Genomic DNA, 20,026 nt, shown 5'->3' with positions numbered 1-20,026 from the left:
CCACCTACGTCCACACGCCGTCACTGCCAGCGCAAGCTGGCGTTTCAGGAATAGGAACGGGACGGCGCCGCGCGGGACTCAGCTGGCGCTAGGATGACGGACGGGCGGCGCTTGTCTGCTGAAATCTGGCGATCCGCCAGGCAGGCTGTCTTAGACAGTCTTGCGCCCGAACCCGCCGACCTGCGGCCGGCGCGACACCAGCGGGTTGGCCTCGCGCTCGAGCAGCGTTAGCGTTTCGAAAAACAGCGGGCGCAGCTTGACGACATGCTCCAGCGCTTCCTCGCAGCTATCCTGCCGCTCGACGCAGTCGCGCGCGATTTCCTCGATGGTTTCGGCAAGCGCGCCAAGCGGCTCCGCGCCGAACTGGCGCGATTCACCCTTCAGCGTATGCGCCGGGATAACCATGGCGGCGGCATTGTTGCCGCGCATCGCCTGCTCGATCGCCGAGACCGACTTCACCCCATCCTCGCGGAAATAGCCGAGAATGCGCACGAACCCGGCGCCCAGCTCGCTGCGCGCCTGCGCAAAAGCCGTCCAATCCACCAACGTGCTGCCTTCGAACGACACTGCCTTCTCCCTTGGCCGCAAGGAAATTCCCCGCGAAGGTCTGGCGGCCTTGCTAGACACAATCGGTAAACATGACGTTGCCGATAGGGCCGATGCGTCAGGGATCGAACGAAAAATTTACCGGTCCGTATCGAACGGATTCTTCGGTGCGCGGAAGGTGATCCGCACCGGCACTGCGCCGAAGCCCAATTGCGCGCGCATCGAATTGACCAGATAGCGCTCATAACTTGCCGGCAACTGATCGACGCGGGTGCCGAAGATCACGAAGCTTGGTGGCCGCGTCTTGACCTGGGTCACGTAGCGCATCTTGATCCGCTTGCCGCCGGGTGCGGGGGGCGGATTGGCCTCGATCGCCTTTTCAAACCAGCGGTTGAGCTCGCCGGTGCCGACCCGCTTGGACCAGGCATCGCGCACCTCAAAGGCAGCGCCCATCAACTGGTCGATGCCCTTGCCGGTGGCGGCGGAGACGGTGAGCACCGACACGCCCTTGACCTGGCTGAGCCCGTCCTCGAGCGCGCGCTTGACGCCGTTGAACAGCGACGAGGCGTTTTCGGCGACGTCCCACTTGTTGAGCGCGATCACCAGCGCGCGGCCTTCCTCGAGCACACGGTCGGCAATGCGCAGGTCCTGCGCCTCCAGGCCCAGCGTCGCATCGAGCAGCAGCACCACCACTTCGGCGAAATCGACCGCGTGGAGCGCGTCGGCGACCGACATCTTCTCCAGCTTGTCCTGCACCTTGGCGCGTTTGCGCATGCCCGCGGTGTCGATCAGGCGAACCGGATAGACCCCGCCCCCCGGGGCATGCCACTCCCAGTCGATCGCGATTGAATCGCGGGTAATCCCGGCTTCCGGCCCGGTGATCATCCGATCCTCACCGAGGATGCGGTTGATCAGCGTCGACTTGCCCGCGTTCGGACGGCCGACGATGGCGAGCTTGAGCGGCGCGTCGGGGCGGTCGTCGTCCTCCTCCACCTCGTCCTCGTCCGCCTTGTCGATATGCGGCAACAGGCCCTCGAACAGATCGGCGAGGCCTTCGCCATGCTCGGCCGACACCTGCACCGGATCGCCGAAGCCGAGGCTGAGCGATTCGAGCACGCCCTGCTCGCCGGCGCGGCCCTCGGCCTTGTTGGCGACCAGCACGACGGGGGTGGTGGAGGCACGCAGCCAGCGTGCGATCTCTTCGTCGAGCGGGACGATCCCGGCGCGCGAATCGAACAGGAACAAGGCGACGTCGGCCTGGGCGACCGCCGCCTCGGTCTGCTGGCGCATCCGGCCGGGCAGCGATTCGGCGTCCTGGTCTTCATAGCCGGCGGTATCGATCACGCGGAAATCGAGGCCGAGCATGTTGGCATCGCCCTCGCGGCGATCACGGGTCACGCCGGGCCGATCGTCGACCAACGCGAGCTTCTTGCCGACGAGGCGGTTGAACAGCGTCGACTTGCCGACATTAGGACGGCCGACGATAGCGACGGTGGGGAGACGAGGCATAGCGGCCGCCCCTAGCCGGTTAGGCCGGGCCAGTCACCTTATTGTGGTCAGGGGCGATTGGGCCCGGCGCTCTCAGGAGGAGAAAGACGCCCCGCCCTCAACCGTCACCCCAGCGAAAGCTGGCGTCTCCTCGTGGAAAAGTTGCCGATCCGCCAAGCGCAGGCGCTGACCCGCGCCACCGCGAGACCCCAGCTTCCGCTGGGGTGACGGGATCGGGCGGGCATTCGCGTCCGCGGGTCAGCCTCACCGATAGGCCGTCACCCGCCCCTTGTAGTTGAGCGTGTAGATCGTCGAGTTCGCCACCACCGGCGGCAGGGTGAAGGAGTCCTTGGTCTCCACCTTGCTCACGATGCTGCCGTCGCTCGGCGAGGCGAACACGAGCTGCCCGAGCGAGTTGGTCAGCACCAGGCGGTTGCCGGCGAGGATCGGGCCAAACCAGGTGACCTGCGGCCCCTTGCTCTTCTTGTCGTTCTTGAAGCGCTGCAGCTGGGCGATCCAGCGCGCCTTGCCGTTGGAGCGGGCAAGGCAGACCAGGCGGGCGTCGTCGGTGACCACGAACAGCCATTCGCCCGCGATCCACGGGGTCGAGATGCCGGCGAAATTCTGCTCCCACAGCCGCTGGCCGGTGGCGAGATCGAGGCTGACCATGCGGCCGCCCTGGCCAACCGCAAACACCCGGCCGTTGTCGATCACCGGCGCGGCGTCGATATCCGACAGGCTCGACACCGAGGTGGTGACCGAGGTGCGCGACAGCGCGTCGCCCCACAGCACGCGGCCATTCTCATAACGATAGGCGTTGAGCTCGCCGCTCGAGAAGCCGGCGACCACCGTGCCCTGGCTTACTGCCGGGGCGGCGACGCCAAACACGCCCTGCGATTCGAGCGTGCCTGCCTGGACCCACTGGACCTTGCCGTCGGCCTGATCGAGCGCGAACAGCTGGTTGTCCTGGGTGAGGACGTAGAGCGAGCCGTTGGCGATGGTCGGCGAGCCGCGCAGCGGGCCACCGGGCTTGACCCGCCATTGCTCCTTGCCGGTCGCGGCATCGAGCGCGACCACGTCGCCAAGGCCATCGGTGGCATAGACCTTGCCGCCCTCATAGCTGACGCCGCCGCCGAACCGCGCTTCGCGGGTCTTCTTGACGTCGGTAAGCGAGGTCGACCACAGCGCCGCGCCGGTGTCCGCGGCAAAGGCGTGGACGGTGGCGTCGACATCGGTGACGAACAACTTGTTGTCGGCGATCACCGGCGAGCCGCCAAGCCGCTGGCGATCCGAACCACCCGCAATGGTCGACTGCCAGGCGCGTGCGGGTGTCGCAGCAATCGCCAGCTGGCCCATCGACTTGGCAGGGTTGCCGCCGGGCTGGGCCCATGAGTCATTGGGCTCGGGTGCCGGCAGCGTCACCTGGATGTCGGCGATCGTCTTGTCCGCTTCCACCGCATTCTCGGAGGCGAGGATCGGCACACGCTCGCCCACCGTCGGGGTCTTCTTGGGGCCGCCGCCCTTGAAGATGCCGCAGGCGCTCAGCGCCATCAACGCGGCCACGGCCACCGAGGCCCGATATCTGGTCGTCATTTCGCGGATGCTTTCTCGTGGGGGGCGCTGGGTGTGGTGGCGGGCACGTCGGCCGCCATCGTCCCGGCCATCTGAACCGCGCGTTGACGAATCGAATCGGGAACGTCGTTGTCGCGGGCGACTTGGCTGAACATCGTCGCCGCAAGATCGCGGCGGCCGCTACGAAGATAGGCGATCGCCACCATCTCGCCGGCGCTGCCGAACCAGGGATTGCCGGTGACGGCGAGCGGCCGCAGCCGCTCGATCACAACCTGGGGCCTGAGCGTGTCGAACTCGGCCGCGGTCTGGCGGATCAGCGCGAGGTTGCGGAACGGATCGGCGAGCGAAGTGTCCGCGGCGACGGCGGCGAACTTGGCGGCGGCACCCTTGAAGTCGTTCTTCTGAAGCAGGATGTCGGCCTGGGTGAACTCGGCCGCGGCGCGATAGCCGGGGCGCCCCGAGCCGGCGAGCTCAGCGAGCGGCTTGGCCGCCTGCGCCGGCTGATTGGCGCCGAGCGAATCATAGACTGCCTGCAGCTTCTCGCCATCGGCGCCCGCGGCCTGGTTCTGGTGATGCTGCCAATACAGGTAGCCGCCGAACAGCGCGAGCGCGGCGACAATGCCGACGATCAGCCACACCCCCCAGCGTTCCCAGAAGGTGGTGAGCTGGTCGCGGCGGAGCTCATCGTCCACCTCGCGCAGAAAAGCTTCATTGGTGTTCGGGGTAAGCGCCAAGGGTGGCTCCGGAGGAAGGGGAAATGCCGGCCCTCTTAGCCGCGCCGGGAGCGAAACGGAAGGCGCGTCACTGAGGCCCCGACTCCGGTGCCGCATAGACCTGTTCGTCCCCCGGGAATGCCCGCGATCGCACCTCGGCAGCATAGTGTTGCGCCGCCGCCGCGATCCGCGTGGCGAGATCGTCATAGCGCTTCACGAACTTGGCGGTGCGCTCGAACATGCCGAGCATGTCGTCCACCACCAGCACCTGGCCGTCGCAGCGCGCCGAGGCGCCGATACCGATGGTGGGGCAATCAACGGCATCGGTGATGCGGATCGCGATCGGCTCCATGACGCCTTCGATCACGATCGCGAAGGCGCCGGCATCTGCGACTGCCTGGGCGTCGGCGAGGATCTTGTCCGCCTCCACCGCCGTGCGCCCACGCGCGCCATAGCCGCCGAGCACGTTGACCGCCTGGGGGGTGAGGCCGACATGGCCCATCACCGGTATCCCGCGCTCGGCAAGGAAGCGCACCGTCTCGGCCATCGCCTGCCCGCCCTCGAGCTTGACCGCGGCGGCGCCGGTTTCCTTGAGCAGATAGGCGGCGCTCGCAAAGGCCTGTTGCGGCGAGGCCTCGTAGCTGCCGAACGGCATGTCGATCACCACCACGGCGTGATAGCTGCCGCGGACCACCGCCGCGCCATGCGCGGCCATCATCTCGAGCGTCACCGGCACCGTCGACGGCAGGCCGTAGATCACCTGCGCGAGGCTGTCGCCGACCAGCAGCAGGTCGCAATGCGGATCGAGCAGCTGCGCGGTGCGTGCGGTATAGGCCGTGAGCATCACCAGCGGCTCGCCGCTGCCCTCGCGGCTCGATTTGCGCCGCCGCACCGCCGGCACGGTGAGCCGCTTCAGCGGCACCGGGGTGGGCGTGGCACGGCTGGTCGCGGTATCGAGCGTGTAGGTCGTGGACATGCCGCCGCTGTATCGCCGCTGCGGCGCACTATCCAGCACCAAAGATCGCCGCTGCTCGTCGTATTGGTGCAACATGTCGTCGAGCAACAACAATCTTGCCGGCGAGGGAACGGCGCCCGACGGCAATTGTTGAGCCGGCAGACAAGAACAGGGTAAGATCAATGAAAACGACAAGCATTATTGCATTGGCGCTGTTAGGCACGTCGGGTGCCGCGCTTGCTCAATCGAACAACTCGGTCAATGCCCCGCCGCCGCCGCCTCCCATGGCCATTGCGACCCGGCCTCCAGCGGCTGCGCCGGATATGCAGGCAGTGCTCGACCAGTTGCCGAAGCTCGGCGCCAAGCCGATCGAGACGCTGACGCCGGTCAAGGCGCGGATCCAGCCCTCGGCCGCCGACGCCGCCCGCGCGGTGATCCGCCTGCAGGGCAAGTCCACCGCGCCCGACCAGTCGGTGACGACGCAAGACCTGCCCTATGGCAGCGATCCGATGCAATTCGCGCGCATCTACAAGCCCGCCGCCGCCACCGGCGCGCCGATGCCGGTAATCGTCTATTATCATGGCGGCGGCTGGGTGATCGCCGACGTCAACACCTATGACGCGGCGCCGCGCCTGCTCGCCAAGCAGCTCGTCGCGATCGTGGTGTCGGTGGAATATCGCCACGCCCCCGAGTTCAAGTTCCCTGCGCAGCATGACGACGCTTTCGCCGCGTATCGCTGGGTGCTGCAGAATGCCGCAGCCTGGGGTGGCGACACCGCCAAACTGGCGCTGGCCGGTGAGAGCGCCGGCGGCAACCTCGCCGTCGCCACCGCGATCTATGCCCGTGACAACAACCTGGCCGCGCCGGTGCACATCCTGTCTGTCTATCCGATCGCCAACAGCAGCATGACCCTGCCGTCGCGGATGGACTCGGCCAATGCCAAGCCGCTCAACACGGCGATGCTCAAGTGGTTCGGCAACTATTACACCAGCAGCCCGGCCGACATGCAGGATCCGCGGCTCAACCTGGTTGGCGCCAATCTGCGTGGGCTGCCGCCGACCACCATCGTCAACGCCCAGATCGATCCGCTGCGCTCGGACGGCGAGACGCTGGCGGCGGCGATGAAATCGGCCGGCGACGACGTCGAGCAGCGCACCTTCCCCGGCGTGACCCACGAGATGTTCGGCATGGGTGCTGTCGTCCGTGGCGCTTATGACGCCAACATGTATGCGATCGGCCGGCTCAAGGTCGCCTTCGGCATTCGCAACTGATCCGATCTACGAAGGAACGATCCCATGAAGACCTTGCTCTCGACGGCCGCCTTCGCTGCGGCGATGCTGGCCACCCCGGCGCTCGCGCAGGTGATGACGCCGACCGACTATGTCGCCACCGCCGGCGCCAGCGATCTCTACGAGATCACCTCCAGCCGCGTCGTGCTGGAGACCACCCAGAATCCTAAGCTGCGCGATTTCGCGCAGATGATGATTGATCATCACACCAAGAGCACGGCGATGGTCAAGGCTGCGGCCGCCCGTTCGAAGGTGCGCGCGGCGCCGCCCATGCTCAACCCGCTCCAGCAGGAGCTGGTCACCGAACTGCGCGGCGAATCGGGCATGGCGCGTGATGCGGCCTATGTCGCGCAGCAGAAGGCCGCTCATGGCCAGGCACTCGACGTGCAGAAGGCCTATGCCATGGAAGGCACCGCGCCGGCGCTGAAGAGCGCCGCAGCGCAAATCGTCCCGGTGGTCGAGCAGCATATCGCGATGCTCAAGACGATGTGAAGGTAAGGCCGCCGGCGTGACGCCGTCTGCCTTGTCCCTTCGGCGAGAAGCCCCGTCGGTGATCCGGTGGGCTTTTTGTCTGCGTACGACGAACCTGCCCACACCTTCGTCTCTGCGAAACAAGTCCGTGGTGACGTGGACTGGGCCCGTGGAAATTCACCCCAGCCGGTAAAGCCCTGCCCCGTGTGACGGGATTCGCTGCTCGAACCGCCCCGAAGCCGATCCCAGCGACTTGCCCGACCACAGATCGCGCACCTGTTGCGTCCCCTCAAGGCCGAGGTCCCGCAGGGGCAACCCGACCGTCAGCGCCGCCGACGTGGTATTGAACAGTGCCACATAGCGCCCCCCTGCCCCTTCTGGCCGCGCCGACCAGATTCGCGTGCCGTCAGCGACAAAATGCGGGCGATTGTCCGCGCTGCGCTGGTTGACCGCGATCACCTCGCGGTTGGTGAGCAGCGCCAGTGTCGGCGCGTCGAGGTGGCGCAGGTCGCCGCCCATGATCAGCGGCGAACGCGCGATCGACCAGAGGGTCATCAGCGTGCGCTGCTCGTCGGGGGTGAATTTGGTGTCGCGCTGGCCGAGCGCGAGGCGGCCGAGCGGCAGCATGTCGGCATCGGGCCAGGCGCCGACGCTGCGCCACGCGATCCAATTCTCGAGCCGGGTGAATTGCGCCTCGAGCAGCGGCCATTCGTCCCAGAAATCGTCGCTGATACGCCACATCTGCGCGAAGCGGCGGACATGATCGCCGCGGATCACCGGTGTCTCGCCGGGCGAGAGGCTGAGGATGATCGGCCGGCCAGTCGCGCCGATCGCCTTGTGCGCCGCCTCGATCTCGGGCGCATGGGCATCATAGGGGCGGCTCATGTCGTCCATCTTGACGAAATCGACGCCCCAATCGGCATAGAGCCGGAACACGCTGTCGTAATAAGCCTGGGCGCCGGGGCGGCTCATAGCGACGCCGTACATGTCCGGGTTCCACGGGCAGATGCTGGCGGTGTCGGCGATGTCGGCGGCGCGATAGCGGGTGCCGAGCACCGGCAGGTTGCGCTCCACCGCCAGCCGCGGGATGCCGCGCATCAGGTGGATGCCGAACTTCAGTCCCATGCCATGGACGGCGGCAGCAAGCGGGGCAAAGCCCTTGCCGCCGGCACTCGAGGGAAAGCGGTTGGGCGCGGGAATCAGCCGACCATAGCCATCCATCGCCGGCGTTGGATGGGCATTGTAGGTATAGCTCGACGCCGCGGGTTCGTACCATTGGATGTCGACGGTGAAGACGTCATATCCAGCAGGCAGCAGCGTGGCGGCCATGATCCGCGCCGTCTCGCGGGCTTGCGCCTCGTTGATCGTGGTCGCGAAGCTGTTCCAGCTGTTCCAGCCCATCGGCGGAGTCGGCGCCAGGGGCGCGGCGCTGGCGGGCACCGCCGGCAGCAGCGCGGCGGCAGTGCCGGCTGCGCTTCCGGCGAGCATGCCGCGTCGTGTGATGGTCGTCATCTGCCTCGCCCCTGCCTGTTATGGGCTCGTCATGACGAGAGCCGGCGGGCGAGACAATCGGCAGCTTCAAGATTGTCGGCAACAGTTATCCAACACCTGCCGTGAAGCGCCGCCCTTGGCAGGCACCCTTACGGCTCGGCGGCGTATCGTCCGGCCAGCTACCGTCAGGCGCGGCAGGATCGGCATCATCACCGGTCACGCCCGCCGCGGCGCCGCTACCACCACCGCGCACAGCCGCGGAGCGCGTGCCGGAAGTCTGCTCAGCGGACGGATCGGGATCGGGACGCTCGGTCGACTCGGGCATGATCGGCTCCTTCAGTGCTTGATCCCCGGGGGGCCGAGATCGTGCGGCGCGGATGTCCCGCCGCCCTCGCCGCCGGTAATTGGATAGCCGTCGCCTGCGGCGGCATCGCGATCGAAATCCTCGCCCGGGTTGCCGCCGCCGGCGCCGGCGCCGCTGCCACGGACTTCGCCGGTCTTGGGATCGAACGAGGCGCGACGTCCGGCGTCGGGCTGGTCGTCATTGTCGGCGATTTGCCGCGAACGCGCCGTCGCCTGCTGGTTGACCGAGCCGCTGGGCAGCTTCTCGCCCTCTTCGCGCTCGCTCTCCTGGCTGTAGCCGGTACCCGAGATGCCGACTTCGTTGTCGAAGGCATTAGCGGGCTTGGTCCGCTCGGGATCAACCCAAGCAAAGTTCTCGCCGCCCGGACGCTTGTCATCGGTCATCGCCATCTCCTCACCGCGTCAACCGCCACGCGGCGATCGCGTTCCCGTTGGCGGGCCCGGGCACGCGGGCCGGACCCGCAGCGGTTCACATGCCGCCTGCCATGCCGGCACCCTTGTTCAGCTTCGCCAGCATCGCGATATGCTGCTTGACGATCGGCACCGCCGCACGCGCGCTGGCGCGCAGCGGAGCCTTGTCGCCACCCGAGGCATAGCTCTGGTGAAGATCGAGCGCGGCCTGGTGTGCAGGGCCCTGCTGGCCGATGTACAGCCGGTCGAAATCGGCGGCCGACGCGGTTTGCAGTTCGTTGATCGAGGCGGTCGCGCCGGCGTCGAGCGTCGGCGGCATCGGCGTCAGCCCCGCCGCCTTCGCGGCCTTCATGGTCGCCGCGGTGGTCTTCTGGTGATGATCGATCATCATCTGCGCAAACTTGCGCACCCCGGCATTTTGCGACTTCTGCAGCGCGATCTGGCTGGAGTTGATCTCGTACAGATCGCTCATCCCCGCGGCCATGACATAGGGCATCGCCTGCATCTTGGCTTCGGCGGGCGGCGGCGGCGGTGGTGTCTGGGCGATGGCGGGGACGGCGGTCAGCGCCAGGGCAAGGGTGAGCCCGGTCAGTTTCAGCATGGTCTTCTCTCCTGTTTTAATCCTCGCGCAACCGGCAGGCAGAGCCGAAGTTCCTGCCGCATCGCGACAGATTGACGCAGATCAACCAACCTCCTGGCGGGTGCTGCCGGCGGCCCGGCGCCTGATCCGCTTGACCCCCCTCGTGCTTTCCCCGACATCGCCCGCGTGATCGACCTCCCCCCGCCACCGCCCGACCTGCTGCGCAACGCCGCTCTGTTCCTCGATTTCGACGGGACGCTCGTCGAGCTCGCCGCCAGCCCGGATGCCGTGGTGGTCGACACCCGGCTACGCGCGCTGATCGCACGGCTCGGCGAGGCGCTCGACGGCCATCTGGCGATCATCAGCGGGCGACCGGTAGCATCGATCGAGGCGCTGATCGGCGCCGAGCGGCTGGCGGTCTCGGGCAGCCACGGCCTCGAGGTGCGCTGGCCCGGCGGGCGCCATCATCAAGCGGAACGTCCTGCCGCCCTCGACCGTATAGTCGCCAGCATGAACGCCTTCGCAACTGCACAACCAGGGGTGCTGGTCGAGGAAAAGCCACTCGGTGCGGCGCTGCATTATCGCAGTGCGCCGCACGCCGAGGCCGCCGCCCACGACCTTGCCCGCCGCCTCGCCGATGATGCGGGTCTCCACCTGCAGACCGGCAAGATGATGATCGAAATCCGTGCCGCGGGGGCCGACAAGGGTACCGCGCTGGCGACGCTGATGGAGGCTCCGACGATGGCCAGCCGCACTCCGATTTTCCTGGGCGACGACGATACCGACGAGCCCGCGATGATCGCTGCGGCGGCGCGGGGCGGTGCCGGCATCCTGATCGGCGCCGCCCGACCGAGCGCCGCCGCCTATCGCCTGCCGGGCGTCACTGCGACGCTCGACTGGCTGGAAACTGCTGCGGAGCAGGCGGCATGAGCTCGGTGGATCTGTGGCCGATCGGCAATTGCCAGGTGTCCGCGTTGGTCGACCGTGCCGGTCGCTTCGTCTGGGGCTGCGTGCCACGCGTCGATGGCGACCCGATCTTCTCCTCGCTCGTCGGCGGTGAGGAGCCGCAGGCCGGCTATTGGGCCATCGAACTCGACGATGTCGTCAGCGTCGAGCAGCATTACGTTCGCAACACCCCGATCCTGGTCAGCGTCCATACCGACAGCGCCGGCAACGCGATCGAGGTCACCGATTTCTGCCCGCGCATCCGCCGCCAGGGTCGCACCTATCGGCCGGTCGCCTTTGCACGCATCGTTCGCCCTGTCGCCGGCTCGCCGCGGATTCGCGTCAAGCTGCGCCCGACCTGCGACTGGGGCGGAATCTGCAGCGAGCAGGTCGGCGGCTCCAACCACATTCGGCTGCTGCTCGACGCGATGGCGATGCGCCTGACCACCACGGCGCCGATCGGCATGGTCCAGGGCGAGCAGCCGTTCCGCGTCGAGGCGCCGCTGCACTTCTTCCTCGGGCCGGACGAAAGCTTCGCGGGCGATCTCGCCGACACGCTCAACTCAATGCTCGCGCAGACCACCGCCGAGTGGCAGGAATGGGTGCGCAGCCTCGCCATCCCGCTGGAATGGCAGGAGGTGGTGATCCGCTCGGCGATCACGCTCAAGCTCTGCCAGCATGAGGAAACCGGCGCGATCGTGGCCGCGCTGACCACCTCGCTGCCCGAGCACGCCGGTTCCGAGCGCAATTGGGATTATCGCTACTGCTGGGTGCGTGACGCTTATTATACTGTCCAGGCGCTCAACCGGCTCGGCGCGCTCGACGTGCTGGAGGGCTATCTCGGCTATCTGCGCAACATCGTCGACGGCGCCCGCGGCGGCCATATCCAGCCGCTGTACGGCGTGCTCGGTGAGGCGACGCTCGAGGAGCGGTTCGCACCCAAGCTCGCCGGCTATCGCGGCATGGGCCCGGTGCGGGTCGGCAACCAGGCCTATGAGCAGATCCAGCACGACGCCTATGGCCAGATCGTGCTGTGCAGCGTCCATGCGTTCTTCGACCAGCGACTGTTCCGCCTGTCCGGCACCGAAGATTTCGAAAGCCTCGAGCATGTCGGCGAGCGCGCCTGGCAATTCCACGACCAACCCGATGCGGGGCTGTGGGAGCTGCGCACCCGGCAGAGCGTCCACACCTATTCCTCGGCGATGTGCTGGGCAGCGTGCGATCGTCTCGCCAATGCCGCGCACGTCCTCGGCCTCGAGGACCGCCGCGCCTTCTGGCAGGATCGCGCCGACAAGGTGCGCGCCGAGATCGAGGAAAAGGCTTGGCGCCCGGACACCAACCGGATGTCGGCGACCTTCTCGGGCGACGATCTCGACGCCAGCCTGATCCAGCTGCTCGACCTGCGCTTCTTCGAGCCCGACGATCCCCGCTTCGTCGGCACGCTCGACGCGGTCGAGAAAGGCCTGCGCCGCGGCAGCCACATGCTGCGCTACGACACCGAGGACGACTTCGGCCTGCCCGAGACCGCGTTCAACGTCTGCACCTTCTGGCTGATCGAGGCGCTCAAGGTCACCGGGCGCAGCGACGATGCCCGCGAGCTGTTCGAGGAAATGCTCACCCGTCGTACCGCGGCCGGGCTGCTCTCCGAGGACATCGACCCAACCACCGGTGAACTATGGGGCAATTATCCCCAGACCTATTCGTTGGTCGGCATGATCAACTGCGCCGCCCTTTTGTCGAAACCATGGAGTTCGATCCGCTGAGCCGCCTTATCATCATCTCGAATCGCGTTTCCGCGCCGACGGGCTCCACCTCGGGTGCGCAGGGCGGCCTCGCCGTCGCCCTCGCCTCGGCGTTGCAGGAGAATCGCGGCATCTGGTTCGGCTGGTCGGGCGAGCAGACCGACGAGTTCACCGGCCAGATCACCTTCACCCGCGCCGAGGGGGTCACCACCGCGACGGTGGACCTCGAAGAGCAGGACATCGACGAATATTACAACGGCTATGCCAATCGCACGCTGTGGCCGCTGTTCCATTACCGCGTCGACCTGGCCGAATATGAGCGCGAGTTCGCCGGCGGCTATCAGCGCGTCAACGAACGCTTCGCCGATACCGTCCAGCCGCTGATCGAGGATGACGACGCGGTCTGGATCCAGGATTACCATCTGTTCCCGCTCGGCGAGGAGCTGCGCAAGCGCGGCTGCCCGAATCGGATCGGGTTCTTCCTCCACATCCCCTGGCCACCGCGGCGGCTGCTGTCGATCCTGCCCGAGGCTGCGGCACTGGTGCGGACGATGTTCGCCTATGACGTGGTCGGCTTTCACACCGACGAATGGCTGCAGTCGTTCGTCGATTATGCCACGCATGAGCTCGGCGCGACGCTGGACGGCGATCACCTGTTGCTCGACGACCGCCGGGTCCGGGTGCTGGCGGTGCCGATCGGGATCGATGCGGACGAGTTCGCGGCATTGGCCAACAGCACCCGCGGCCGCCTCGCCTTCCGCCAAATGCGCGACGCCGCGGTCGGCCGCGACATGATCGTCGGTGTCGACCGGCTCGATTATTCCAAGGGATTGGAGGAGCGGTTCTTAGGCTATGAGCGCTTCCTCAACGAGCATCCCGAGGAGCGCAAGGAAGTCACCCTGCTGCAGATTGCGCCGCCGAGCCGCGGCGCCGTCGGCAGCTATCAGAAGATCCGCAGCAACCTCGAAGGGCTCGCGGGCCGGATCAACGGTGCCTATGCCGATATCGACTGGGTGCCGATCCGCTACGTCAACCAGGGTTACCCGCGCGACGTGCTCGCCGGCATCTATCGCGCCGCCAAGATCGGGCTGGTGACCCCGTTGCGCGACGGCATGAACCTGGTCGCCAAGGAATATGTCGCGGCACAGAATCCTGAGGATCCGGGCGTGCTGATCCTGTCACGCTTCGCCGGTGCCGCCTGCCAGCTCACCGACGCGTTGCTGATCAATCCTTATTCGGCCGAGGAGATGTCCGACGCGATCCTGCGCGCGCTGCGGATGCCCAAGGACGAGCGGGTCGAGCGCTGGGCCAAGATGATGGACATCCTCAAGCGCGAGGACATCGACTGGTGGCGCAAGACCTTCACGGATGCGCTGACGGGAGAGCCGCTGGACGCTGATCGCCAGGCGGCGACGGAGCCCGTGTGAGCCGCTCCCGGGGCAGTGCCTCGGGCATCTCGTCGCGGATGAACGCGTAGATCGCCTCGCGGATGTCGCAGCGAAGATCGAAGGCGGTCGATGCGTCCTTGGCGGTCATCAGCCCGCGCAGCTCCATCGTCCCGTCGGGCTTCGAGTCGGTCACTTGGAGGTTGAAGAAGCGTCCATCCCAGCGCGGATTGGCGCGGATCACCTCTTCCAGGTGGGCCCGGATCCGTGGCACGTCGGCGGTGGGGTCGAGATACCAGAACACCGATCCCATCAATGCGCTGGTCTCGCGCGTCCAGTTCTGGAAGCTGTTCTCGAGGAACTTGGCGACCGGCACCACCAGCCGGCGGTCATCCCAGATCCGCACCACCACATAGGTCAGGCGGATATCCTCGATCCGCCCCCATTCGTTCTCGATGATGACGACGTCGTCGAGCCGGATCGGCTCGGTGAAGGCCATCTGGATGCCGGCGATGAGGTTCTTGAGCGCGGGCTGCGCCGCGGCGCCGAGCGCGAGACCGGCGAGCCCTGCCGAGGCAATAAGGGTAACGCCGATCGAGCGCACCGCCGGGATGCTCATCAGCATCAGGCAGAAGGTGAGCATCACCAGCACGAACACCGCGATCCGGTAGAGAATGCCGATCCGGGTGCGCCGCCGCCGCGCGCGCAGATTGTCGGCCACCGAGATGTCGAATCGCGCCTCGCTGGTGTCGCGATAGGCCGCGAGCAGCGCATGAATCACCCAGCCGACCACCGCCGGCGACAGCAACCCGAACACGCGCTGCCAAATATTGTCCCAGTAGCGCGGCAGATCGAGCCCGGGGCCGGCCGCCGCCAACGCGATGCCCATCACAAGCCAGAAGGTCGGCTTGCGCAGGCGTGCGACGACGATGTCGTCGGTCTTGGTAGCGGTGCGCGCGGCGAGCCGGTGGAGCACCGCAAAGGCGATGCGGTGGATGACCGCGACGGCGAGCAGCACCACCAGCACACCGCCGATCTTGGCGGCCCATTCGGGGAGATCGGGAAGGTCGAGGCTGAGCGAGCGAAGGTGCACGAACGCTAACACGCATCAGCCCGCGATTGGCTCCACTGCCATCGTCATTAGTGTGGTCCGCCGCTGAACTAGCCTGGCCGCCGCTCGTTCGATCCGCATGCCCTCAGAGCCAGTTCTCGATCGCGCCGACCGCAGCAGCTGGCGCCCCCGCCGGGTGATCGCCACCCGCTCGGCGCTGGCCTGGCCCCATGGCCGCGCCATTCTCGACCGCGCCGCGGCGCAGGGGATCGCCATCGTCGAGCTGGCGGGCGACCGGCTGTCGCTTGATCTCGGCGACGATCCTCGTCGGGCCTATGCCGAGGCCAAGGCGACGCTGGCGGTGGTGGTCGCCCCGCCCTCCAAGCGCCGGCTGCAGCCGATCGCGCCCAGTGCCGACTGGCGAGTCGATCTCGCCGAGGGCTGCCCGGCCCATTGCAGCTATTGCTATCTTGCCGGCTCGCTCAAGGGCCCGCCGATCACCCGCGTCTACGCCAATCTCGACGAGATACTCGGCGGCCTGCCAGCCTATCTAGGCCAGGGCACGATCACTTCGCGCAACGCTGCCCGCGCGCATGAGGGCACCACCTTCGAGGCGTCCTGCTACACCGATCCGCTCGCGCTTGAGCCGCTCACCCAGTCGCTGTCGGCGGCGGTTCGCTGGTTCGGCCGCTGGCAGGCCGATGCCCAGCTGCGCTTCACCAGCAAGTTCGCCAATGTCGAGCCGCTGCTGGCGCTCGACCATGGCGGCCGCACCCGGATGCGCGCCTCGATCAACCCGCGTGGCTATGCCCGCTTTGAGGGCGGCACCGCGCCGGTCGCCCAGCGGCTCGCGGCGCTGCGGCGGATGGCGCTTGCCGGTTATCCAGTGGGGCTGACGATCGCGCCGATCATCGCCGCCACCGGGTGGGAACAGGCTTATGCGACGCTGATCGCCGATGCCGCCGCCAGCCTCGGCGATGTCGCCGGGCTCGATCTTACGATCGAGCTGATCACCCACCGCTTCACCGCCGGCTCTCGCGCGACGCTCGACAGCTGGTATCCCGGCTCGTCGCTCGACATGAGCGACGCCCAGCGCGTCACCAAGCGCACCAAGTTCGGCACCGAGAAACAGGTCTATGACGCCGAGACAATGCGCGCGCTGCGCAGCTTCTTCGAACGCGAACTTGGCGCGGCGCTGCCCGTGGGCCGGATCCTCTACTGGACGTGATGAGCGACCGCGCGGAACGCAACGCGCGGCTCGTTCGTCCGAACACGCGAACCCCATTCCAAGGAGCTGAAGCAATGGCGATCTTCAACAAGGACATGATCGAACTCGCGGGCAAGAACGAGCTCTGGCAGAAGGAGGTCTACCGCGACGCCAAGGTGCAGATCGTGCTGATGAGCATCCCCGCCGGCGAGGAGATCGGGCTCGAGACCCACCCGGCCGACCAGACCACCTTCTTCGTCGAGGGCGAGGCGCAGGTGGTGATCGACGGCCACTCGACCAAGGCGACGCCGAATCATCTGATCGTCGTCCCCAAGGGTTCCGAGCACAACATCGTCAACAAGGGCACCAGCGCGCTCAAGCTGTTCTCGGTCTACGCCCCGCCGGCCGAGCCGGAAGGCGCCGCGTTCAAGACCAAGGCAGAGGCCGAGGAAGCCGAGAAGGGCCTGCTCGCCAAGGCCGCCGACAAGCTGAAGGACGCGATCGGGCGTTCCTGACCTGCGTCCACCCCGTCACCCCAGCGCAAGCTGGGGTCTTCGGCGGTTCTTTTCCGGCGATCGCACGAGATCCCAGCTTTCGCTGGGATGACAATTTCTGACGATTGATCAGGTAAGTGGCGGAGAGGGTGGGATTCGAACCCACGGTACCCGTGAGGGCACGCCGCATTTCGAGTGCGGTACATTCGACCACTCTGCCACCTCTCCGCGAGGTCATCCAAACCGCTGCAAAACAGCGCTTCCGATCGGTCGAGGGCGGGCCTCTAACGCAGGGATCTGCCATGCGCAAGCGCCTCGGCTTGTGCGATGCGCAAAGAACATTAGATTAACGTCATGCCCCGTCATGATCCTACCGGCACCATCCCCACCGTCGACATCGCCGCGCCGCCGGTCGCGCATGCCCGCTTCTCGATCGGCGAGGTGGTGCGCCACCGCATGTTCGATTTCCGCGGCGTGATCTTCGACGTCGACCCGGTGTTCGCCAATACGGACGAATGGTATGATTCGATTCCTGAAGGGATCCGCCCCGCCAAGGACCAGCCCTTCTACCATCTGCTCGCCGAGAACATGGAATCGAGCTACATCGCCTATGTCAGCCAGCAGAATCTGGTCACCGACGACAGCGACGAGCCGGTCGATCACCCCGCGATCGCCGGGCTGTTCACCGATTTTGCCGATGGCCGTTATGCCTTGAAGCGCGAGCATCGCCACTAGGCACGATTGGCGTGGGCAGGCGGTTGACTTTGCCCCGCCGCTCCCTTAGCTGCCGCGCTTCAACTCGCCAGGCCTGCCCTGTGCGGGCACATGTTTTTTGGGAAGTGACTAGAGCCATGTTCGCAGTCGTGCGCACGGGCGGCAAGCAGTATCGCGTCGCCGCCGGAGACAAGATCGTCGTTGAGAAGCTCGACGGCGAAGCCGGTTCGTCGGTGACGCTGGGCGACGTCCTGCTCGCCGGCGAAGGGTCGGAGCTGAAGTCGGTCGAAGGCCTGACGGTCGCCGCCGAGATCATCGCGCAGGCGAAGGGCGAGAAGGTCATCGTCTTCAAGAAGCGTCGCCGCCACAATTATCGCCGCAAGAACGGCCATCGCCAGAACCATACGATCCTCAAGATCGTTTCGGTCGGCTGAGCCACAAGCGCGTAAGGAGAATTCGACATGGCACATAAGAAAGCAGGCGGTTCGTCGCGCAACGGTCGTGACTCGGCCGGCCGTCGTCTCGGCGTGAAGAAGTTCGGTGGTCAGGAAGCGATCGCCGGCAACATCCTCGTGCGTCAGCGCGGCACGAAGTTCTATCCGGGTGCGAACGTGGGCATGGGCACTGACCATACCCTGTTTGCGCTCGTCGATGGCCGCGTGGCGTTCCACGAGGGCAAGCTCGGTCGTAAATTCTGCTCGGTGCAGATTATGGCTGAAGCGGCCGAATAACGGGTAACCGGACGGGTTGCCCACCAGGGTGACCCGGGTTCCGCGACGGAACCTACCAACAAGGGAGGCGGGTCACCCCGGCTCCCTTTTTTATTGCTCCCTCACCATTGTCGCTGCCGCGTCACAGGCGCGTGGCAACGGCGCCGCTTGAGGAGAGCGACCATGTTCGCGCGGACCAAGAGACTGACGTTGCGGCCGTTCTGGCCGGAGGATGCGGCGGCACTGGCGCCACGCATCGCCTATTCTGAGGTCATCGGCATGCTCGCGCAGGTGCCCTGGCCCTACACGCTAGCGGATGCCGAGGGTTTCACCGCCCGGGCGCGCGACGCCGCCGATCCGTGCTTCGCCATCCTCGCGCACGAAACGCTGCCGCAGCATGCCGCGCCGCCGACGCTGGTGGGCGGGATCGCCGTGATCGACCATGGCGAGGGCCATGAGCTCGGCTATTGGCTCACCCCCTCGGCCTGGGGCCGCGGCTATGCCACCGAAGCAGGTCACGCCGTGGTTGACATGGTCCGCCACGCGCTGCCGATCGAGCGGCTCACCGGCTGGCACTTCGCCGACAACCCCGCGTCGGGTCGCGTGTTGCGCAAGCTCGGCTTTCGCGACACCGGCCGGCGCGAGCCGCGGGCGTCGCGCGGGCGCGGCGGCAAGGCCGAGGCGGTGGTAATGGAGCTCGACCTAGGCGACCGAGCGCCGATGCCGATGGCGGCGTGAAGGCAGCATCCACTCCCCTCCTCCCAACTTCGTCAAGAACCCGGCGGCGGGCAATCGCGCTCGCCGCCGTAGCAGGGTGACCGCCACGCGGTAATTGGCTAAGGCGCGGCATGCATTTTCTCGATCAAGCCAAGATTTTCGTCCGTTCGGGCGCCGGTGGCCCCGGCGCGGTCAGCTTCCGCCGCGAAAAGTTCATCGAATATGGCGGGCCCGACGGCGGCAATGGCGGCAAGGGCGGCGACGTGATCTTCGAGGCGGTCGCCGGCCTCAACACGCTGATCGACTTTCGCTACACCCAGCATTTCCGCGCGCCGCGCGGTCATGGCGGCTCGGGCTCCAATCGCACCGGTGGCGGGGGCGACGATCTGCTGATCAAGGTGCCGCTTGGCACCCAGGTGCTGAGCGAGGACCGCGAAGAGGTGCTGCTCGACTTCACCGAGGTCGGCCAGCGCGAGGTCTTCCTGCGCGGCGGCGACGGCGGCCGCGGCAATGCGAGCTACAAGACCTCTACCAACCGCACCCCGCGTCAGCATGGCACCGGCTGGCCCTATCAGGAGGCCTGGGTGTGGCTGCGGCTCAAGCTGCTCGCCGACGCCGGCCTCGTCGGCCTGCCCAATGCGGGCAAGTCGACCTTCATCAACCAGGTTACCAACGCGCAGGCGAAGGTCGGCGAATATGCCTTCACCACCACTCGGCCGCAGCTCGGCGTGGTCCGCCACAAGGGCCAGGAATTCGTCGTCGCCGATATTCCCGGGCTGATCGAGGGGGCCGCCGAAGGCGCCGGCATCGGCGATCGCTTCCTCGGCCATATCGAACGCTGCCGCGTGCTGCTCCACCTGGTCGACGCCAATGACGACAATGTCGCCGAAAGCTACCGCATCGTCCGCGACGAGCTGGAGAATTACGGCGCCGGCTTGACCGACAAGAAGGTGATCGTCGCGCTCAACAAGATCGACACGCTCGACGACGAGCTGATCGAGGCGCTGGCGGCCGAGCTCGCCGATGCGAGCGGCGCCGATGTCATCCCGATCTCGGGCGCGAGCGGCGTCGGCGTTGATTGGGTGCTCGACCAGCTGATCGAGGCGATCGGGCCGACCACCACCACGGTGGCGGGCGACGATGAAGGCGAAGACCCGATCGAATGGTCGCCGCTATAGAATA

The 20,026-nt window shown here is 66.9% G+C and carries 22 protein-coding genes and 1 tRNA gene; 12 read left to right on the top strand and 11 right to left on the bottom strand.

Features of this window, described 5'->3' with window-relative positions; all coding sequences use genetic code 11:
* Positions 1-150: 150 nt before the first annotated feature.
* The 5 genes from OXR60_RS10655 to panB form a co-directional block, all read right to left on the bottom strand.
* The gene (locus OXR60_RS10655; RefSeq protein ID WP_267395877.1) at positions 151-567 is read right to left on the bottom strand and encodes an Hpt domain-containing protein; all 417 of its coding nucleotides are present in this window, start codon (positions 565-567) and stop codon (positions 151-153) included.
* Between the two features lie 117 nt (positions 568-684).
* The gene (der, locus tag OXR60_RS10650) at positions 685-2,055 is read right to left on the bottom strand and encodes a ribosome biogenesis GTPase Der (RefSeq protein ID WP_267395876.1); all 1,371 of its coding nucleotides are present in this window, start codon (positions 2,053-2,055) and stop codon (positions 685-687) included.
* Positions 2,056-2,298: 243 nt separating this feature from the next.
* Positions 2,299-3,627: a PQQ-binding-like beta-propeller repeat protein gene (locus tag OXR60_RS10645; RefSeq protein WP_267395875.1), complete on the bottom strand. Its 1,329-nt coding sequence runs from the start codon at positions 3,625-3,627 to the stop codon at positions 2,299-2,301.
* The gene (locus OXR60_RS10640) at positions 3,624-4,340 is read right to left on the bottom strand and encodes a tetratricopeptide repeat protein (protein ID WP_267395874.1); all 717 of its coding nucleotides are present in this window, start codon (positions 4,338-4,340) and stop codon (positions 3,624-3,626) included. The genes OXR60_RS10645 and OXR60_RS10640 overlap by 4 nt, the downstream gene beginning before the upstream one ends.
* A gap of 67 nt (positions 4,341-4,407) precedes the next feature.
* Positions 4,408-5,295, bottom strand: coding sequence for a 3-methyl-2-oxobutanoate hydroxymethyltransferase (gene panB / locus OXR60_RS10635; RefSeq protein ID WP_267395873.1), 888 nt, complete (start codon positions 5,293-5,295; stop codon positions 4,408-4,410).
* Between the two features lie 302 nt (positions 5,296-5,597).
* Here panB and OXR60_RS10630 point away from each other — a divergent pair, with 302 nt between their 5' ends.
* A complete protein-coding gene (locus OXR60_RS10630) occupies positions 5,598-6,545 on the top strand; it encodes an alpha/beta hydrolase (RefSeq protein ID WP_267395872.1) in 948 nt (315 codons plus the stop codon).
* A 24-nt stretch (positions 6,546-6,569) separates the two neighbouring features.
* Positions 6,570-7,055 (top strand): DUF4142 domain-containing protein, encoded by a 486-nt coding sequence (locus tag OXR60_RS10625; protein ID WP_267395871.1) that lies wholly within the window; start codon positions 6,570-6,572, stop codon positions 7,053-7,055.
* A gap of 156 nt (positions 7,056-7,211) precedes the next feature.
* Here OXR60_RS10625 and OXR60_RS10620 read toward each other — a convergent pair whose 3' ends face one another.
* The 4 genes from OXR60_RS10620 to OXR60_RS10605 form a co-directional block, all read right to left on the bottom strand.
* Positions 7,212-8,546 carry a glycoside hydrolase family 27 protein gene (locus tag OXR60_RS10620; protein WP_267395870.1) on the bottom strand — a complete coding sequence of 445 codons (1,335 nt, stop codon included), beginning with the start codon at positions 8,544-8,546 and terminating at the stop codon, positions 7,212-7,214.
* 85 nt (positions 8,547-8,631) lie between these two features.
* A complete protein-coding gene (locus tag OXR60_RS10615; RefSeq protein WP_267395869.1) occupies positions 8,632-8,850 on the bottom strand; it encodes a hypothetical protein in 219 nt (72 codons plus the stop codon).
* Between the two features lie 11 nt (positions 8,851-8,861).
* Complete coding sequence (locus tag OXR60_RS10610; RefSeq protein ID WP_267395868.1) at positions 8,862-9,272, bottom strand: hypothetical protein; 411 nt, start codon at positions 9,270-9,272, stop codon at positions 8,862-8,864.
* A gap of 85 nt (positions 9,273-9,357) precedes the next feature.
* Entirely contained in the window at positions 9,358-9,900 is a 543-nt protein-coding gene (locus OXR60_RS10605) for a DUF4142 domain-containing protein (RefSeq protein WP_267395867.1), read from the bottom strand.
* Positions 9,901-10,065: 165 nt separating this feature from the next.
* Between OXR60_RS10605 and otsB the strand changes: the two genes are divergently transcribed.
* From otsB to otsA, 3 genes are read left to right on the top strand one after another with little or no spacing between them, the layout of a single operon-like run.
* Positions 10,066-10,809: a trehalose-phosphatase gene (gene otsB, locus OXR60_RS10600; RefSeq protein WP_267395866.1), complete on the top strand. Its 744-nt coding sequence runs from the start codon at positions 10,066-10,068 to the stop codon at positions 10,807-10,809.
* Positions 10,806-12,587, top strand: coding sequence for a glycoside hydrolase family 15 protein (locus tag OXR60_RS10595; RefSeq protein WP_267395865.1), 1,782 nt, complete (start codon positions 10,806-10,808; stop codon positions 12,585-12,587). Before otsB ends, OXR60_RS10595 begins: the two co-directional genes overlap by 4 nt.
* Positions 12,569-13,993 (top strand): alpha,alpha-trehalose-phosphate synthase (UDP-forming), encoded by a 1,425-nt coding sequence (gene otsA / locus OXR60_RS10590; protein WP_267395864.1) that lies wholly within the window; start codon positions 12,569-12,571, stop codon positions 13,991-13,993. Before OXR60_RS10595 ends, otsA begins: the two co-directional genes overlap by 19 nt.
* Here otsA and OXR60_RS10585 read toward each other — a convergent pair.
* The gene (locus OXR60_RS10585; RefSeq protein WP_267395863.1) at positions 13,929-15,044 is read right to left on the bottom strand and encodes a mechanosensitive ion channel domain-containing protein; all 1,116 of its coding nucleotides are present in this window, start codon (positions 15,042-15,044) and stop codon (positions 13,929-13,931) included. The two genes, otsA and OXR60_RS10585, sit on opposite strands and share 65 nt — an antisense overlap.
* Positions 15,045-15,141: 97 nt before the next feature.
* Between OXR60_RS10585 and OXR60_RS10580 the strand changes: the two genes are divergently transcribed.
* Together OXR60_RS10580 and OXR60_RS10575 are read left to right on the top strand one after the other, a co-directional pair.
* A complete protein-coding gene (locus tag OXR60_RS10580; RefSeq protein ID WP_267395862.1) occupies positions 15,142-16,230 on the top strand; it encodes a spore photoproduct lyase family protein in 1,089 nt (362 codons plus the stop codon).
* 74 nt (positions 16,231-16,304) lie between these two features.
* Positions 16,305-16,724 carry a cupin domain-containing protein gene (locus tag OXR60_RS10575; protein WP_267395861.1) on the top strand — a complete coding sequence of 140 codons (420 nt, stop codon included), beginning with the start codon at positions 16,305-16,307 and terminating at the stop codon, positions 16,722-16,724.
* Positions 16,725-16,841: 117 nt separating this feature from the next.
* Here OXR60_RS10575 and OXR60_RS10570 read toward each other — a convergent pair.
* Positions 16,842-16,931: transfer RNA gene (locus tag OXR60_RS10570), tRNA-Ser, on the bottom strand.
* A 126-nt stretch (positions 16,932-17,057) separates the two neighbouring features.
* On the opposite strand from OXR60_RS10570, the gene hspQ reads away from it, so the two are divergent.
* The 5 genes from hspQ (at position 17,058) to obgE (ending at position 20,022) form a co-directional block, all read left to right on the top strand.
* On the top strand, positions 17,058-17,438 hold the full coding sequence (gene hspQ / locus OXR60_RS10565) for a heat shock protein HspQ (RefSeq protein ID WP_267395860.1): 381 nt from the start codon (positions 17,058-17,060) through the stop codon (positions 17,436-17,438).
* Between the two features lie 116 nt (positions 17,439-17,554).
* Positions 17,555-17,851 (top strand): 50S ribosomal protein L21, encoded by a 297-nt coding sequence (rplU, locus tag OXR60_RS10560; RefSeq protein ID WP_267395859.1) that lies wholly within the window; start codon positions 17,555-17,557, stop codon positions 17,849-17,851.
* Between the two features lie 27 nt (positions 17,852-17,878).
* The gene (rpmA, locus tag OXR60_RS10555; protein ID WP_267395858.1) at positions 17,879-18,148 is read left to right on the top strand and encodes a 50S ribosomal protein L27; all 270 of its coding nucleotides are present in this window, start codon (positions 17,879-17,881) and stop codon (positions 18,146-18,148) included.
* 162 nt (positions 18,149-18,310) lie between these two features.
* Positions 18,311-18,865 (top strand): GNAT family N-acetyltransferase, encoded by a 555-nt coding sequence (locus tag OXR60_RS10550; protein ID WP_267395857.1) that lies wholly within the window; start codon positions 18,311-18,313, stop codon positions 18,863-18,865.
* Between the two features lie 110 nt (positions 18,866-18,975).
* Positions 18,976-20,022, top strand: a complete 1,047-nt coding sequence (gene obgE, locus OXR60_RS10545) for a GTPase ObgE (RefSeq protein WP_267395856.1) — start codon at positions 18,976-18,978, stop codon at positions 20,020-20,022.
* Positions 20,023-20,026 lie beyond the last annotated feature (4 nt).

The organism is Sphingomonas sp. GC_Shp_5 (assembly GCF_026540855.1).
In the GTDB taxonomy this organism is placed as follows: Bacteria; Pseudomonadota; Alphaproteobacteria; order Sphingomonadales; family Sphingomonadaceae; genus Sphingomonas.
This window is presented reverse-complemented; position numbering and strand designations above follow the sequence as displayed.